Origin of the sequence: Alistipes sp. cv1, assembly GCF_900240235.1 — a bacterium.
In the GTDB taxonomy this organism is placed as follows: domain Bacteria; phylum Bacteroidota; class Bacteroidia; order Bacteroidales; family Rikenellaceae; genus Alistipes_A; species Alistipes_A hominis.
Genome location: NZ_OEPW01000001.1, coordinates 23,926 through 39,710, shown reverse-complemented (window position 1 = coordinate 39,710; position 15,785 = coordinate 23,926). Strand labels below are relative to the sequence as shown.

At 54.3% G+C, this 15,785-nt stretch carries 14 protein-coding genes and 1 tRNA gene; 8 read left to right on the top strand and 7 right to left on the bottom strand.

Features of this window, described 5'->3' with window-relative positions; genetic code table 11:
• Positions 1-5: 5 nt before the first annotated feature.
• From C1A08_RS00175 to C1A08_RS00155, 5 genes are all read right to left on the bottom strand, one after another.
• Positions 6-1,049 carry an RnfABCDGE type electron transport complex subunit D gene (locus tag C1A08_RS00175; protein ID WP_055204264.1) on the bottom strand — a complete coding sequence of 348 codons (1,044 nt, stop codon included), beginning with the start codon at positions 1,047-1,049 and terminating at the stop codon, positions 6-8.
• 17 nt (positions 1,050-1,066) lie between these two features.
• A complete protein-coding gene (rsxC, locus tag C1A08_RS00170) occupies positions 1,067-2,410 on the bottom strand; it encodes an electron transport complex subunit RsxC (RefSeq protein ID WP_101570560.1) in 1,344 nt (447 codons plus the stop codon).
• Between the two features lie 14 nt (positions 2,411-2,424).
• Positions 2,425-3,285: a Fe-S cluster domain-containing protein gene (locus C1A08_RS00165; RefSeq protein WP_101570558.1), complete on the bottom strand. Its 861-nt coding sequence runs from the start codon at positions 3,283-3,285 to the stop codon at positions 2,425-2,427.
• An 82-nt stretch (positions 3,286-3,367) separates the two neighbouring features.
• Positions 3,368-3,790: a SoxR reducing system RseC family protein gene (locus C1A08_RS00160; RefSeq protein WP_153498063.1), complete on the bottom strand. Its 423-nt coding sequence runs from the start codon at positions 3,788-3,790 to the stop codon at positions 3,368-3,370.
• A 21-nt stretch (positions 3,791-3,811) separates the two neighbouring features.
• Positions 3,812-5,383, bottom strand: a complete 1,572-nt coding sequence (locus tag C1A08_RS00155) for an NAD+ synthase (RefSeq protein WP_101570554.1) — start codon at positions 5,381-5,383, stop codon at positions 3,812-3,814.
• A 127-nt stretch (positions 5,384-5,510) separates the two neighbouring features.
• Between C1A08_RS00155 and C1A08_RS00150 the strand changes: the two genes are divergently transcribed.
• Positions 5,511-5,583 (top strand) — tRNA-Phe (locus C1A08_RS00150).
• Between the two features lie 362 nt (positions 5,584-5,945).
• Here C1A08_RS00150 and C1A08_RS00145 read toward each other — a convergent pair.
• On the bottom strand, positions 5,946-7,454 hold the full coding sequence (locus C1A08_RS00145) for an ArnT family glycosyltransferase (RefSeq protein ID WP_180951496.1): 1,509 nt from the start codon (positions 7,452-7,454) through the stop codon (positions 5,946-5,948).
• Positions 7,455-7,651: 197 nt separating this feature from the next.
• Positions 7,652-8,233, bottom strand: coding sequence for a DKNYY domain-containing protein (locus tag C1A08_RS00140; RefSeq protein ID WP_101570551.1), 582 nt, complete (start codon positions 8,231-8,233; stop codon positions 7,652-7,654).
• Between the two features lie 829 nt (positions 8,234-9,062).
• Between C1A08_RS00140 and C1A08_RS00130 the strand changes: the two genes are divergently transcribed.
• Genes C1A08_RS00130 through C1A08_RS00100 form a run of 7 tightly spaced genes read left to right on the top strand, consistent with a single transcriptional unit; the run spans position 9,063 to position 15,650 of the window.
• Positions 9,063-9,620: a 4Fe-4S dicluster domain-containing protein gene (locus C1A08_RS00130; RefSeq protein ID WP_101570546.1), complete on the top strand. Its 558-nt coding sequence runs from the start codon at positions 9,063-9,065 to the stop codon at positions 9,618-9,620.
• 13 nt (positions 9,621-9,633) lie between these two features.
• A complete protein-coding gene (locus tag C1A08_RS00125) occupies positions 9,634-10,476 on the top strand; it encodes a CoB--CoM heterodisulfide reductase iron-sulfur subunit B family protein (protein ID WP_101571567.1) in 843 nt (280 codons plus the stop codon).
• A gap of 18 nt (positions 10,477-10,494) precedes the next feature.
• Complete coding sequence (locus C1A08_RS00120; RefSeq protein ID WP_101570544.1) at positions 10,495-12,504, top strand: CoB--CoM heterodisulfide reductase iron-sulfur subunit A family protein; 2,010 nt, start codon at positions 10,495-10,497, stop codon at positions 12,502-12,504.
• A 35-nt stretch (positions 12,505-12,539) separates the two neighbouring features.
• Positions 12,540-13,001 carry a hydrogenase iron-sulfur subunit gene (locus tag C1A08_RS00115; protein WP_101570542.1) on the top strand — a complete coding sequence of 154 codons (462 nt, stop codon included), beginning with the start codon at positions 12,540-12,542 and terminating at the stop codon, positions 12,999-13,001.
• Positions 12,994-13,794 (top strand): 4Fe-4S dicluster domain-containing protein, encoded by an 801-nt coding sequence (locus C1A08_RS00110; RefSeq protein ID WP_101570540.1) that lies wholly within the window; start codon positions 12,994-12,996, stop codon positions 13,792-13,794. The genes C1A08_RS00115 and C1A08_RS00110 overlap by 8 nt, the downstream gene beginning before the upstream one ends.
• A gap of 9 nt (positions 13,795-13,803) precedes the next feature.
• Positions 13,804-14,805: a 4Fe-4S dicluster domain-containing protein gene (locus C1A08_RS00105; RefSeq protein ID WP_101570538.1), complete on the top strand. Its 1,002-nt coding sequence runs from the start codon at positions 13,804-13,806 to the stop codon at positions 14,803-14,805.
• Between the two features lie 5 nt (positions 14,806-14,810).
• Positions 14,811-15,650 carry an FAD/NAD(P)-binding protein gene (locus C1A08_RS00100; RefSeq protein ID WP_101570536.1) on the top strand — a complete coding sequence of 280 codons (840 nt, stop codon included), beginning with the start codon at positions 14,811-14,813 and terminating at the stop codon, positions 15,648-15,650.
• Positions 15,651-15,785 lie beyond the last annotated feature (135 nt).

Sequence of the window (15,785 nt, the reverse complement as noted above, 5' to 3'; positions counted from 1 at the left end):
CGGCTTTAACGGGTTTTGGCAGAAACGACTCCGAAGCGTTTCGGTTTTACGTATTTGTTGATCAGCGGCACGACCGCGTTCATAATCAGAATCGCGAACGACATGCCTTCCGGATAAGAACCCCAGGTGCGGATCAGCATCGTGATGATTCCGATGCCGGCTCCGTACAGCAACATCCCTTTGTGCGTCATCGGAGAGGTGACGTAATCGGTGGCCATAAAAACAGCTCCGAGCATCGCTCCTCCGGTCAGGATGTGGAACAACGGATTCATGTAGTGCGACGGGTCGGCCGCCCACAGGATTCCGCCGAACAGCGCCATCGATCCGAGCACGGCTACCGGCGTATGCCAGGTGATTACTTTCCGGCACAGCAGGTAGAAGAAGCCGAGCAGCAGCGCCAGCGCCGCGATTTCGCCGACCGATCCGGATTTGAAGCCGAGCAGCATGTCGTTGTACGACAGTTTTTCGGCGATGTCGGCAGTGGTCGAGCCTCCGGCCAGCGCCTCTTTTACATATCCCAGCAGCGTAGGTCCGGAAACGGCGTCGGTGGCGGTTTCGGCATTGATTTCCACTTGCGTCGTCGTGGCTCCGGACAGCGAATCTACGTGTGCCGGCGTGACGAAGCCTGTCATTTGCACCGGGAACGAGATCAACAGGAACACCCGTCCGACCAATGCCGGGTTGAACGGGTTGCAGCCCAGGCCGCCGAACGACATTTTGCCGACGCCGATCGCTACCAGCGCGCCAATGACGATCATCCAGACGGGTAGCGTACTGGGTAGGTTGAAGCCGAGCAGCACGCCGGTGACGACGGCCGAATAGTTGCCGATCGTACAATCGCCTTTTAGCAGGTATTTCTGAATCAGATATTCGAATGCGACGCAGGCGGCGACGGATACTCCGGTTACGACCAGCGCGTCGACACCGTAGACGATGACCGATACGATGAAGGCGGGGATCAGCGCGATCAGCACGTCCCCCATCAGGCGTTTGGTCGAAAATGCCCCGTGGATATGCGGAGAAGGGGATACGACTAATTTTTTATCCATTTATTTTCAGTTCGGTTTTATTTTTTCTCCTGTGTTTTGCGTGCCCGGACGCGTTTGGCGACTTCCGTCTTGCCCAGGCGAATATAATCCAGCAGCGGCAGCATAGCCGGGCAGGTGTACGAGCACGAGCCGCACTCGATGCAGTCGGTTACGTGCGCGGCCTCCAGTTCGTCGAACCGTCCCATTTTTGCCAACTTGCTCATCAGGTACGGTTCGAGCCCCATTGTGCAGATGCTGACGCATTTGGCGCATTTGATACACCGTTGCGGCATTTTGCGTACGGCTCCTTTTTCGCGGATCAGCAGGATGCCCGAAGTACCTTTGGTGACCGGAGCGTCCAGGTTAGCGATGGCGCGGCCCATCATCGGCCCTCCGCCGACCACTTTGCCTGCGTCTTCCGGAAAACCGCCGCAATATTCGATCAGCGAGGCGATCGGGGTGCCGATCCTGACCCGCAGGTTCGACGGCCGAGCCAGGCAGCGGCCGGTCACGGTGACGATCCGTTCGATCAGCGGCTTGTTTTTCTGTACCGCTTCGTAAACGGCGAATGCGGTGCCCACGTTCTGTACGACGGCTCCGACGTCGATCGGAAGCCCGCCGGACGGTACCTCGCGGCCGGTGATCGCTTCGATCAGCTGTTTTTCGCCTCCCTGCGGATAGCGCACCCGCAGCGGTACGATTTCGATGTGCGGATATTCGACGGCCAGTTGCGTTAGACGTTCGATCGCGTCCGGCTTGTTGTTTTCGATTCCGATATAGGCTTTTTGCGTGCCGAGCGCTTTTGCGAGAATATCGACTCCCACCAGTATTTCGGCTCCTTTTTCGAGCATCAGCCGGTGGTCGGCCGTCAGGAACGGTTCGCATTCGACGCCGTTGACGATCAGCATTTCTGCCGTTTTGCCGGCCGGAACGGCCAGCTTGACATGGGTCGGGAACGTAGCTCCCCCCATGCCGACCAGACCGGCTTCGGTGATTTTTTTGAAGATCTCTTCTTTAGAAAGATCGCACGTTTTTACCAGGCGGTCGCTGCGGTCGATCGTGTCGATCCAAACATCGCCTTCGGCGCGGATCGAGATCGAGGGACGGCGAATGCCGCCCGTATCCGGAGTTGCATCGACGGCCACTACCGTACCCGATACCGGAGCGTGAATGTTCGACGAGACGAATCCTGCGGCCGTGCCGATCACCTGGCCGACCCGCACCGCGTCTCCTTTTTTGACGCAGGCCGCCGCCGGGGCGCCGATATGTTGCGACAACGGCACGACGGCGATTTCCGGCAGCGGGAAATCGGCGATTGCCTCGGCTTTGCTGATTTTATATTCCGGCGTGTGAATACCGCCTTTGCTGAATCCTTTTAACATGTCAGACTCCTTTTTTAAGCTTGTGTTGTCGGATTGTCGGCCGCTGTTTTCCGGGGCGGGAAATTGATTTCTCTAATTCCTCCGGTCGGGCATTCTGCGACGCATTTGCGGCACAGTCGGCACTTTTCGGCATCGATGTAGGCAAGATTGTTTTCCAGGGTAATGGCTTCGAACGGGCAGGTCCTGACGCACTTGCCGCAGCCGATACACGACACGGCGCATACTTTCCGTGAGACGGCCCCTTTGTCGCGGTTCACGCAACCGACGTAAATGCGGCGTCCTTTGACTCCTTTTTTACGCAGTTCGATGATGTTCCTCGGACAGGCTTTTACGCAGGCGCCGCAGGCCGTACACTTGGTTTCGTCCACTTCGGGCAGGCCCGTTTCCGGGTTGACGACGATGGCCCCGAACTGACAGGCCGCCACACAGTCCCCGTTGCCCAGGCATCCGTACGCGCATCCCGTTTCTCCGCCGTACAGCGCCGCTTCGACGGCGCACGAAGGCGCTCCGTTGTAAACGTTCGTATGCGGGCGTTTGTCGCACGAGCCGCTGCAACGCACCACGGCGACCATCGGTTCCTGTTCGGCAACGGCTTTGCCCAGATACTCTGCGATTTTTTGCATCGTGTCGGCTCCGCCGGCCGTGCAATAGAGCGACGAAATATCGTCGTTTTTGACCAGCGCGTCGGCCAGGCCCCGACAACCCGGATAGCCGCATCCGCCGCAATTGGCTCCCGGCAGCATACCTTCGACGGCATCGATTCTCGGGTCTTCGTGAACTTTGAATTTTTGCGCCACAAAATAAAGAACTACGGCGGCTATTACTCCGATGACGCATAATGTCAGGATCGTAGATCCCAGAACTCCGCTTATCATAAACAATCAATTATATCTACACAGCCGACAGCGTCCGCCCCGAGGCGAACGGGAGTCGCCTTCGGACGGCGGCCTTCGTCGGTTAAGTGTTCAGCTTTTTTATTTTAAAAACAATCTCTTTCGACAGTTTCGACCTGAACAGGTACAAAACCAGGTAATATATTCCGAGTATGCAAAGCGAAACCGTTCCTGCCACGACTTCGCGGGAACCGGTTTGCAAAAGGATCAACAGAGCGGTCAATACCAGCAGGAAAGGAAGCATGTAAGCGAAAAAGACGGCTTTCAAGCCCATTACCTGATCGGTGTGTACTTCGACAGCTTCCCCCTCTTCGAAAAAAGGGGCTTCGGGGGTTTCGACGACCAGTAACTTTTCGCGGCTCTCCCCCATTCCGCATTTGTTCCTGACCCGACAGGACGCACATGCGCTTTCGGCCAGAATCTTCACTTCGACCGTTGCGCCCGTGACCTTCGTAACTTTCGCCGGATGTGTGATAATCCCGTTCACGTCGTTTTCTCCCCGGATCGATTAATAACCGTATTTGTTGGTTAGCGGAAGCCGACGGTTGATGCGTAACGTACAGGTCGACAACCGCAGCGTCGGACACGACTGGTAGCGTTTGAATTCGCTTTTCAGAACCAGGTTGTATACCTTGTAGACGTCTTTCTCGTTGAATCCGGCGTTGATGATCTCTTCGCGGCTCTGTCCCTCTTCGATCATACGGTACAGGATCGCGTCCAGGATGTCGTAAGGCGGCAGCGAATCGGAATCTTTCTGTTCGAGCCGGAGCTCCGCCGAAGGAGCCTTGACGATCGTGCTGACCGGGATGATCTGCCGGTCGCGGTTGATGTAACGCGCCAGGTCGTAAACTTCGCTTTTGTACAGGTCGCCGATGATGCTCAGGGCTCCTACCGTATCGCCGTACAAGGTTCCGTAACCGACTGCGATCTCGCTTTTATTGGAGGTCGCCAGCAGGATATTCCCGAATTTATTGGATATCGCCATCATCATCATGCCCCGGATGCGCGATTGCATGTTTTCCTCGGTCACATCGAACGGAAGTTCCCCGAAAACGGGGCCGAGCGTCGTAGTAAGCGCCGCGAACGTTTCGTTGATCGGGACGACCTGGTATTCGATACCGAGGTTTTCGGCCAGCGCCCGCGCGTCCTCGACCGAATGATCCGATGAAAACTGGGAGGGCATCAGCAGTACCCGCACGTTCTCGGGGCCGAGCGCCTCGGCGGCCAGCGATACGACGACCGCCGAATCAATACCTCCCGAAAGCCCCAAACATGCGGTTTTAAATCCGTTTTTGGCGAAATAATCCTGCAATCCCAGTTTGATCGCATGGTATACGTTGACGGTTTTATTCTGCTCGGGCAACCGCACCGGTTCGTGGTCGGCGTCCAGTTCGATGATTCGAAAATCCTCCGAAAAACTTTTCAACAGCGTAACGGCTTCTCCGCGGCTGTTGATGATCCCCGACGAACCGTCGTAAACGATGTCGGTTTGCGCGCCGACGTTGTTGACGAAAACGATGCTTTTGCCGGTCATAAAAGCCAACTGCCGGTAAAAATCGTATCTTTTCTCGATAATTCCGCGCGAGTACGGGCTGTTGCACAGGTTGATGATCAAGTCGGCATATTCGCCGTATTCCTGTTCCGTATGGATGTCCTCCCCCACGACGACGGCGACTTTTTTGCCGGCGATTTTTATGTATTCGCAACCTTTGGAAGGAGACAGGTAGCTCGATTCGTCCCGCGAACGAATCGTTTTTTTACCGATGTAACGTTTGATTTTTTTGTTCTCGATCAGAGCCGCTACGCTGATGGTCTTGTTCGAACACTGTACCGGCAGACCGATCAGCACCGATATGTCTTCGCAGTGGGATGCGATGTCGCGGAGCGTTTCTTCGCAGAGATCCAGAAACGAAACTTTGTTTAACAGGTCATATGCGGGTGCGCCGCTGATGGCCTGTTCCGCAAAAACGATCAGTTGCGCGGATTGGGATTTCGCCGAATCGATACACTCTACGATTTTTTTTCGGTTTGAATCGAAATCGCCGATTGTATAGTTTAACTGGGCGAGAGCTATTTTCATTACGTTTGTGGCCTTTAGTTTTAGTAGATGACGCAAAGATAAAACTTTTAGTCCAGAAGTAAAATTTAACTTGCCTATTGTTTTATTAAATTTTATCTCTATCTTTGCACCCGTCAAACGATAAACCGGTGCCATAGCTCAGTTGGTAGAGCAAAGGACTGAAAATCCTTGTGTCCCTCGTTCGATTCGTGGTGGCACCACTTGAAAATCAGACAGTTGCAATGAAAATTTGTGACTGTCTTTTTTTGTGTACCAAAAAAAATGTACCAAATTCCTAATCTCTAACGAATCAATCAAACTTAACATACAAATATACTAATTATTTGTTTTTCAAACAAATATATTTTTCAAGTCGGTCTTTCGACCTGTGCAGAATGATGTTATTGGAATACACCCAAAATACGGTACGGTTGGGCGTATCGAAGTCCAAACGTATCGGATAATTATCCAATGCGGTTCGGTACTTTTCAAAAATGATTTGCGGATTATCACTGCGTAATACACGATCGGTTCATACATCGTCAGGTTCGCCTCATATTCGATACTTCGTAGAATTCGGCTGTTAATTTTCAATAAACCGCTTAAATTCGACTGAGTTATATTTCAATCCTTTACATAAAAAGATGCGATAATTATATTCGCTTTCTTTACTTGCATACTTGTTTTCGACAATACCGATTTCTTCAACATATTTAAAATATTCGCCCCAGTGTTGTTCGAGCCAGTTTGACTCGCCGATTGCAATGATGACCGCTCCTTTGTCAAATTCAGGCATCCACTCAAATGAACTGTGAAGTGAAAAAGCCTGGGGCAACCCGTATTTTTTCCCGAGTAAGTTCATCGCTCCCGCCATTGAATAATGCCGCCCCAAAATAAAACATTTCTCTTGTTCTTCGGAAGGCAATTCTATATACGTTTTGTTCACGACATTTAATATCCGGGTCCATATTTCGGTTGAATAATAATTATCAAAAGCAAGGGGTATTTTACCGTCTTTGTTTGGTTTTTTATGGTATAGTTCGATAAATCTCTGGAGCTTGATAATAGGGATTCCTTGAGGCAAGAGGTAAACGCCTGTTAATCCGAGTACGGTGAGGTATGCGTAGATTATCCATTTTCTTTTCTGCAATAATCGCTCGAAAAAGACCGTGCCTAACGGAATCGCCCCGATTACGACAGGGAAAAAATAATACCATTTTCCTTTTGCGCAAAACAAGAAAACAAACGAACAGCATAACGCAAAGGAAATTAATTTGTATCGTTTGAATTTGGAAATAAACGGAATCGCGAACAGTCCGGGAAGCCAGAATATCATTGTGAAGGGATTTGAAAAAAGAAAAAGCTTCTTTAATTCCCCGCCCATTGAAAGTCGGTTTAGCTGACTGTCGTATAATTGGGAAAAATGAGTGATCGCCGGAAACTGATTTTTTATTTGCCAGCAGAGGTTCGGTGTGATTAACGCAAGGAATATTAGCAATCCGATCCATAAACTCTTTTTCAGAAAAATATCTCTCCGAAAGATTAACGACGAAGTAAGCATCCCTGCGAACAGAAAAACAATGCTGTATTTTGTCAAAAATCCCAATGCTCCGAATATGCAAAACCAAATTAGGTATCTGGCATTTTGACTTTGGCAATAACTCGCTGAACAGTAAATGCAAATAATCCAAAATAACTGATCGAATGCGGTGGGCAAAAAAAGAAACCGGGTTCCTGCTATTCCGGGAGATAACAGGATGCATAACAAGGTGGCCAATACGGCTAACCATTTGCCTCCCAGTTTGATTGTCGTCAAACCGCAGAACAGAACCGCCATTGCGGAAGCCGCAAGGTTGAATAGATGATTGATAAATACGGAATCGGTGTTAAACAGATTTTGTATCCAGGCAAACGCGGCGATCATCGGGGGAAAATCCGAATAGCCCCAGGCGGGGTGTCTTCCCGCTTCGATGTGTAGAAATTCGTCGCTGAAAAATCCGGAATTGGACAAAGCTGTCAATTGAAGAACGAGCCCGATCGCTATGAAAACGGCTATTACGGTATATTCAGGTGGATACTTTCTAAAAAACATAATCGTACTCCTCATTTTTATTTTTTGTCTTTTGCCGTGTCGAAATCATATTCCGCTTTGCGAGAAAACTTGCCTGCCGGTAAGGAGTATCCTGCGTTGATAATGAGAATCGGTTATGCCAAAACCGTTACCCTACTCTCCCCGCAGAAGGATCGAATCATTGCTGATCTGATATTTCTTTACGATCGTACCGATTATTATCTTTGGTGCGGAGTCCGAAAGGAAGACGGGGAGGCCCCTTTGACGGCTTTCCCGTTGTAAAAAACTTTCCAGGCGTCTTTGCCATATCCCCTGCCCAGATTCTCGAACGACGATGCGGAGGCGTTGGGTATGGGTTTTCCTCTGTAAAAAACCTTCCAACTGTCTTTCCCATAACCGCCGCCGAGGTTTTCGAATGAAGACGAGGAGGCATTTTCTATTTTTCTGCCCCGGTAAAATACTTGCCAGTCGTCTTTGGCATAGCCGTCGCCGAAACTTCGGAATGAAGAGGGGGAAGCGCCTTCGATTTCAAGGCCCTGATAAAATACTTTCCACGCATCTTTTCCGTATCCGCTCCCGAGGTCTTCGAACGATGACGAGGAAGCTCCCTCTACTTCATACCCGCGATAAAAAACCGTCCAACTGTCTTTCGTATAGGTTCCGTTACCTCGACCCCGTTCCTGAAACGGGGCGTTTTCCGTCGCGGCGAACGACGGCTCCTGCAATCGGTATTCGATAACCGACGGTTTACCGCTCTGTGCGATAACTAATAATGCGAAGGACAAAACGATTCTTTTCATGGACGATCCGGCTCTTTCGGCAAATATAAGTAAGATCGGTCGATATGTCGCGATTCTCCGGTCGAAAAAGGCGGAAGTTTGTTGTCGAAGCTAAAAATTATCCGGGAGGGATTTAAGATCGTTTCTTAAATCCCTCCCGGATTGAAATTTATTTTGGGTGCGTCGGCTTGATTACTTGGCTTTGTTGACCTTTTGGTACCCTGGACGGCCGACAGCGGATCGCCGTAAACGCGTGCTACGGTTACATCGCTTTTCTACGGCGTTATGTAATTTTTCAAATCGAGGCGGAAATGTCGTTCCGAATGATTACATTTGTAAACGCGTTTACGGTAGAAAGTGTTCTCGGGTGTAAGCGTCGTCGTGAACCATGTATCAAAAGGCTTTATTCGTCCTGACATATTTGTTTTTTTCGTTCGTAGTCGGAAACGTTACCGAAAAAGGGGGAGGTTCTTCGGAATTCTCCGCCGTTTTTGCGTATGCGGAGACGGCGTGCTTCGATTCGTGCGATGTTTCGGTCTGTCCGCCCGCGACGGATGCGCAGGCGGTTTCGACGGATAAGTGTCTTTTTGCGGGCGCGGAATATTCCGGGGCGGAGATTTCGAAATATCCGGTACGGACGCTTGCCTGCCCTACTCCGCAATTGTCCGTTCCTGCGGAACGGCGGAAACGTGTCGCCGCGGAATACCTGTCTTTTATCCGGAACGCCTTTCCGGATTATATCCATACATTGGGCTGTATGCGGGTTTAATGCCCGTTTTCATCGGAATGACCGTGCCGGTTCGGTGCGGTATAGCTATGCCTATTCATCCAAGCTACTAAATAATACCTAATGGAAAACAAAAATTACATGGCCGACGAAGTGCGGGGAAATACCGGCGTAAATGTCGCCCGTTGCTATCAGTGCGGCAAATGCTCGGCCGGATGCGCGACGGCCCCGGAGATGGACTATCCGCCGAGCCTCGTGTTGCGGATGTTGCAGACGCGCAGCGCAGAGAACGACCGGAAGGTGCTCGGTTCGAACACGATATGGCTCTGCCTGAACTGCGAGAATTGCATTGCGCGTTGTCCGCAGCAGATCGACATTCCGCGTATGATGGACTACCTGCGCGAAGAGTCGTTGCGGGCGGGATGCGTCGGCGAAAAGGCGAAACCGGTCGTGGCCTTCCACCGGGCGTTCCTCGACTCGGTGAAATACACCGGACGGCTGTACGAGGTGGGACTGATCGCGGGATTCAAGGCCCGGACGATGCGGCTCGCACAAGACCTGCCCCTGGTGCCGGACATGCTGGCGAAAGGCAAGCTGAGCCTGCTGCCCGAGCAGGTGAAAAACAAAAAGGCGATCCGGCATATTTTCGACGAGGCCGGTAAAGCCGGTAAAAAACTTTAAACCGGGAATGCAGATGAAAATAGGTTTCTATCCGGGATGTTCGCTCAAAGGCACTTCCCGCGAATACAACGAATCGGTCGCGGCCCTTGCCAAAGCGTTTTCGCTCGAACTGGAAGAGGTGCAGGACTGGAATTGCTGCGGGGCCACTGCGGCCCACTCGATGAACCGGACGCTCGCGCTGTTGCTGCCGGCCCGCATCCTTGCGCTGGCCGAACAACAGGGACTCGATGAGGTGGTCGTGCCGTGCGCTTCATGTTATAATCGGCTCAGTACGGTACAGTACGAACTGGCCGAAGACGAGGCGTTGCGCAACGAAATCGCCGATACGATCCGGATGCCCTATACGGGCAGCGTCCGGATATTGAATGTCGTGCAGATGATCGAAAAGTATATTCAGGGAGAACTCGCGGCGCGGATCGTGCAGCCGTTCGACCGCCAAGTGGCGTGCTACTACGGTTGCCTGCTGGTACGTCCGCACGGGGTGTTGCAATTCGATCGTCTGGAAGACCCGCAGAGCCTCGACGCGCTGATGAAACTGGTCGGGGCCCAGCCGGTCGACTGGGGATTCAAGACCGAATGCTGCGGCGCCGGGTTTTCGGTGTCGCGTACCGATATCGTGGGACGGCTTTCCGGGGAGATCGTCCGCGACGCCGCCGACCGGGGTGCTCAGGCGATCATCGTGGCCTGTCCGATGTGCCATTCGAACCTCGATATGCGCCGGCAGGCGATCGACAGCTACCTCAGGCGCCGGATCGATGTTCCGGTGCTGTACGTTACGCAGGCCATCGGTCTGGCCGTCGGGCTCAGTCCCAGGGAGCTGGGCATCGAACGCCATTTCGTTCCCGTCACCTTCTAACTAACTGAAAATCCGAAAATGTCTAAAATAGGAGTTTTTATTTGCCATTGCGGCGAAAATATCGGGGCTACGATCGACTGTGAAAAGGTGGCGGCCGAAGCCGCGAAGTTCGACGGAGTCGCATTTGCCACCGATTATAAGTATATGTGTTCCGATCCGGGACAGTCGCTGATCCGCAAGGCCATCGAGGAGCAAAAACTCGACGGCGTGGTGGTGGCCGCCTGTTCGCCCCGGATGCACGAGCCGACGTTCCGGCGGGCCTGTTCCGAAGCGGGGCTGAACCCTTACCTGTGCGAGATGGCCAACCTGCGCGAGCATTGCTCGTGGGTGCACGAAAAAGGAGAACCCACGACTGCGAAAGCGATCGACATCGTTCGCGGGCTGGTCGAGAAAGTGAAACGCAACAAGCCGTTGAAGCCGATCGAAGTGCCGATTACCAAGAAGGCGCTGGTGATCGGCGGCGGCATCGCCGGAATACAGGCCGCGCTGGATATCGCCAACTGCGGTCATCAAGTGATCTTGGTCGAGAAAGAGCCGTCGATCGGCGGCCACATGTCGCAGTTGTCGGAGACGTTCCCGACGCTCGACTGTTCGCAGTGTATCCTGACGCCGCGGATGGTGGAGGTCGCGCAACACCCGAACATCAAGCTGTACACTTATGCCGAACTCGAACATCTGGACGGGTTTATCGGCAATTTCAAGGCGACGATCCGGTTGAAAGCCAAAAGCGTCGACGAAAAGATCTGTACCGGCTGCGGCCTGTGTACGACCAAATGCCCGCAAAAGCGGATCCCGAGCGAATTCAATGCCGGACTCGGCCTTCGCACGGCGATCTACGTCCCGTTCCCGCAGGCCGTGCCGAACAAACCGGTGATCGACAAAAAGCACTGCAACTATTACAAACGCGGCAAGTGCAAGATATGCGAGAAGACCTGCCCTACCGGGGCGATCTGTTTCGACAAGGAAGATGAGTTCGTTACCGAGGATATCGGCGCAGTGGTGGTCGCTACCGGGTTCAACGTGCTGGGTACGGAATTTTTTTCGGAATACGGTTACGGACGGTACAAAGACGTCATTACCGGACTGCAGTTCGAGCGGCTGGCTTCGGCTTCCGGGCCTACGTCGGGCGAGATACGCCGTCCGTCGGACGGAACGATGCCGAAAAAGATCGTGTTCATCGCCTGCGCCGGATCGCGCGATCCGGCCAAAGGGATTCACTATTGCTCGAAAATCTGCTGCATGTATACGGCCAAGCACGCGATGCTGTACCAGCACAAAGTGCACGGCGGGGAGTCCTATGTCTTTTACATGGATATCCGGGCCGCCGGCAAGAACTACGAGGAGTTCGTGCGCCGCGCGATCGAGGACGACGGCGTGAACTACGTGCGCGGACGCGTGGCCCGCGTTTATGAAAAAGACGGCAAGCTGATCGTTAAGGGCGTCGATACGCTGATGGGGGCCCAACCCGTCGAGATCGAGGCCGATATGGTCGTGCTCGCTACCGCCGGGGTGTCCAACGAGGGCGCGGAAGAACTGGCGCAGCGGCTGCACGTATCCTACGATCCGTACAAATTTTTTGCGGAAGCGCATCCGAAACTGAAACCGGTCGAAACCAATACGGCCGGAATTTACGTAGCCGGAGCCTGCCAGGCGCCGCGCGACATTCCCGAAACGGTCAGCATGGCCTCGGGGGCGGCGGCGAAAGTGGCCGCGCTGTTCTCGTCGGACAAGTTGGTACGCGAGCCGCTGATCGCGGTGGTGAACCGGATGGCGCCGCCGGTGTACAGTACCTGCGTAGGCTGTTTCATGTGCCAGACGGCTTGTCCGTACCAGGCTATCGAGCGGGAGGAGATCAAGGACCGCGGCGGCAACGTCGTCAAGACCGTGGCCCGCGTCAATCCGGGCCTGTGTCAGGGCTGCGGAACCTGCGTCGCGTTCTGCCGCTCGAAATCAATCGATATTCAGGGATACTCGAACGACCAGATGTACGCCGAGGTGATGGCGCTGCTGCACACGCAGGGGGCCTGAACGGACGGATCGTCACAATGCAAATACGATAAACAATGAACGAAAATAAAACAGAATTCGAACCCAATATCGTGGCCTTTGTCTGCAACTGGTGTACCTACGCCGGGGCCGACCTGACCGGAACCAGCCGGCTGAAGTACGCCACGAACGTCAAGATCGTGCGTTTCCCGTGTACCGGGCGCATCGACTTCATGCTGCTGCTGAAGGCTTTTGCCGGCGGCGCGGACGGCATCATCGTTTCGGGCTGCCATCCGAACGACTGCCACTATACGTCCGGGAACTTCCACGCCCGCCGGCGCTGGATCGTTTTCCGGGGATTGCTCGACTTTATGGGCATCGACGTGCGCCGCATCCGCTATTCGTGGGTGTCGGCAGCCGAAGGGGGCAAGTGGGCCGACCTGGTCAACGACACGGTGCGCGAAATCCGCGAACTGGGGCCGTATACGAGGTATCGGGAAGTAGCCGATTATATCGAAAAGGAGGAAAACCATGGATAAACTGACCGAAAAAGCCGCAGCCCTGCTGCGGGAGGGCGCAGCGACGCTCGTAATAGGCTACGGGGAGGACAAGGGCAACAAGACCCGTCCGCTGTTCTGCCGCATACCCGAAGAGGCGGCGCGCCTCGTTTACGACGGCCGCTGCATCCATAACCTGGCCGTCTACCTGACCAAACCCGAACTGCTCGGCGCGGGACGCACGGCGGTAGTCGCCACGATCCCGGTGCTGCGGTCGATCCTGCAACTGGCTGCCGAAAACCAGTTGTCCGAGGATAAGCTGCTGGTACTTACCGTAGCCGACGGCGAGGTGATGCAATTCGATACGTTCGCCGCGGTAGAAAGTTACCTGACCGGTTTCGATTTCAGACTCGGAGAGAAGGAACGGGAACTGATCGACCGGCTCGAAGGAATGTCCCGGGAAGAACGCTGGGAATTCTGGAAAGAGCAGCTCGAACCGTGTTTCAAGTGTTACGCCTGTCGTGCGGCCTGCCCGCTGTGTTACTGTACGCGTTGCGTGGTGGAGATCAACTGCCCGCAGTGGGTGCAACCCTGGGCCGGAACGCTGCCGAATATCGAATGGCACATCAACCGCGCGATGCACATGGCCGGACGCTGTACCGGGTGCGGGGCCTGCGGCGAAGCCTGCCCGCTGGGGATTCCGATCCACCTGCTGACGCAAAAGTTGCTCGAAGACGTGGACGCCGAATTCGGTGCGAAGTCCGGAACCCTCGGTCAGAAAGGCAATGCGCTGTCGACGTTCGATCCGTCGGACAAGGAAAATTTCATTCGTTAAACGAGAATCATGGAGAAATTACATATCACACCCGAAAATATCGCCCGCTGGCTCGAACAACTGATCGGCAGCGGACGGTCGGTATACGCTCCGGTAAGAACCGGGGAGCGGGTCGATTTTAAAAAGATCGCCCGGCCGGAGGAAGTGGCCTCGGATTACGTACAAACGACGCAGTCGGTCAAAAAGGTTGTTTTCCCGAGGACGGAGGAGTTGTTCTCCTACCGGAAGGAGGGAAAACAGGTTTCCGTGCGGCAACCCGATTTGCAGGCGATTCCCGAAACGGTCGTCTGGAAAATCCGTCCGTGCGATGCGGCCGGATTCGCCCCGTTGTCGGGCATATTCAACTGGGATTACAAGGACGGTTCCTATAATGCGCGCGCCGAGCGGCTGACGCTCATCAGTTTCAGCTGTGCGACGAGCGACGAATATTGTTTCTGCACGTCGGTCGGGGGAGGGCCGGGAAGTACGGCGGGAAGCGACATTCAGCTTACGTTGCTGCCCGACGGCGGCGCGCTGGTCGAAGTGCTGACCCCGAAAGGAGAACGGCTCGCAGCCGAAGCGTCGTCGCTGTTTGCGTCGGCCGACGGCATTTCGAAGGAAGAGTATCTGGCCCGCGTCGAAAAGCGTTTCGATGCGCGACAGCTCCGCGAGAAACTGGATCAGGCGTTCGACAGCCCGGTTTGGAAACGGCAGTCCGAGCGTTGCCTGGGATGCGGAGCCTGCGCGTTCGTCTGTCCGACCTGCGCCTGTTTCGACATTCAGGAGGATGCGCGCGGGGCGACCGGCCGGCGGGTGCGCTGCTGGGATTCGTGCGGCTTCTCGCTTTTCACGCTGCATACGTCGGGACATAACCCGCGTTCGGTGCAGAGCGCGCGCTGGCGCCAGCGGATCCTGCATAAATTCTCGTATATGCCCGAGCGGATCGGACAGACCGGCTGTACCGGCTGCGGACGCTGCTCGCGGGCCTGCCCGGTGAACATGAACCTGCTCGAACACTTACAATCCATTTAGCCGCCATGAATCAATCCAATCTATATCTTCCGTACCTGATGGAGATCGAGAAGATCACCGTCGAAGCACCGGGCGTCAGGACGTTCCGGCTGAAATTCCGCAACGGGGACGAGGCTTCCGCCTTCGAGTTCCGGGCGGGACAATTCGGCGAATACTCGGTATTCGGCGAAGGAGAATCCACGTTTTGCATCGCTTCGTCGCCTACCCGCAAGGGGTATATCGAATGTACGTTCCGCCAGGCCGGACGCGTGACCACGGGCCTGTCGAAGCTCGAAGAAGGCGATACCGTCGGCTTTCGGGGGCCGTTCGGCAACGTTTTCCCGCTCGACGAATGGAAAGGTAAAAACCTGCTGTTCATCGCCGGCGGCATCGCGCTGCCGCCGATGCGCTGCGTGATCTGGAACGCGCTCGACACCCGCGAAAATTTCGGCGACGTGACCATTTTGTACGGGGCCAAATCGGTCGGCGACCTGGTCTATAAACACGAACTGGACGAATGGGCGGCGCGTCCGGACGTCAATCTCGTTACGACGGTCGATCCGGGCGGCGAGACCGCCGACTGGAAAGGGCACGTAGGATTCGTACCGTCCGTGCTCGAACAGATCGCTCCGTCGAGCGACAATACGATCGCAATCGTTTGCGGACCGCCGGTGATGATCAAATTCACGTTCCCGGTACTCGAAAAACTCGGGTTCGCCGACGACCGGATCTATACGACGCTCGAAAACCGGATGAAGTGCGGCGTCGGCAAATGCGGCCGCTGCAACGTTGGCAAGTTGTACGTGTGCAAGGACGGTCCGGTGTTTACGAAAGCGCAACTGAATGGGCTGCCGCCCGAATATTAGAAATAGTTTGTGAGTTTTCTTTATTCGGAATGTTGCGAATCGGGCTGAAAAAAACGCATGATAGGCAGTTTTCCGATTTTATGCAGGATATTTGCTAATAAGAGCAAATATCCTGCATTTTTACCGATTGGCGTG

Excerpts from the sequence above, each read along its gene's own strand:
- C1A08_RS00175 (WP_055204264.1), bottom strand. The coding sequence starts at position 1,049 with ATGGATAAAAAATTAGTCGTATCCCCTTCTCCGCATATCCACGGGGCA.
- rsxC (WP_101570560.1), bottom strand. The coding sequence starts at position 2,410 with ATGTTAAAAGGATTCAGCAAAGGCGGTATTCACACGCCGGAATATAAA.
- C1A08_RS00165 (WP_101570558.1), bottom strand. The coding sequence starts at position 3,285 with ATGATAAGCGGAGTTCTGGGATCTACGATCCTGACATTATGCGTCATC.
- C1A08_RS00155 (WP_101570554.1), bottom strand. The coding sequence starts at position 5,383 with ATGAAAATAGCTCTCGCCCAGTTAAACTATACAATCGGCGATTTCGAT.
- C1A08_RS00145 (WP_180951496.1), bottom strand. The coding sequence starts at position 7,454 with ATGTTTTTTAGAAAGTATCCACCTGAATATACCGTAATAGCCGTTTTC.
- C1A08_RS00140 (WP_101570551.1), bottom strand. The coding sequence starts at position 8,233 with ATGAAAAGAATCGTTTTGTCCTTCGCATTATTAGTTATCGCACAGAGC.
- C1A08_RS00130 (WP_101570546.1), top strand. The coding sequence starts at position 9,063 with ATGGAAAACAAAAATTACATGGCCGACGAAGTGCGGGGAAATACCGGC.
- C1A08_RS00125 (WP_101571567.1), top strand. The coding sequence starts at position 9,634 with ATGAAAATAGGTTTCTATCCGGGATGTTCGCTCAAAGGCACTTCCCGC.
- C1A08_RS00120 (WP_101570544.1), top strand. The coding sequence starts at position 10,495 with ATGTCTAAAATAGGAGTTTTTATTTGCCATTGCGGCGAAAATATCGGG.
- C1A08_RS00115 (WP_101570542.1), top strand. The coding sequence starts at position 12,540 with ATGAACGAAAATAAAACAGAATTCGAACCCAATATCGTGGCCTTTGTC.
- C1A08_RS00110 (WP_101570540.1), top strand. The coding sequence starts at position 12,994 with ATGGATAAACTGACCGAAAAAGCCGCAGCCCTGCTGCGGGAGGGCGCA.
- C1A08_RS00105 (WP_101570538.1), top strand. The coding sequence starts at position 13,804 with ATGGAGAAATTACATATCACACCCGAAAATATCGCCCGCTGGCTCGAA.
- C1A08_RS00100 (WP_101570536.1), top strand. The coding sequence starts at position 14,811 with ATGAATCAATCCAATCTATATCTTCCGTACCTGATGGAGATCGAGAAG.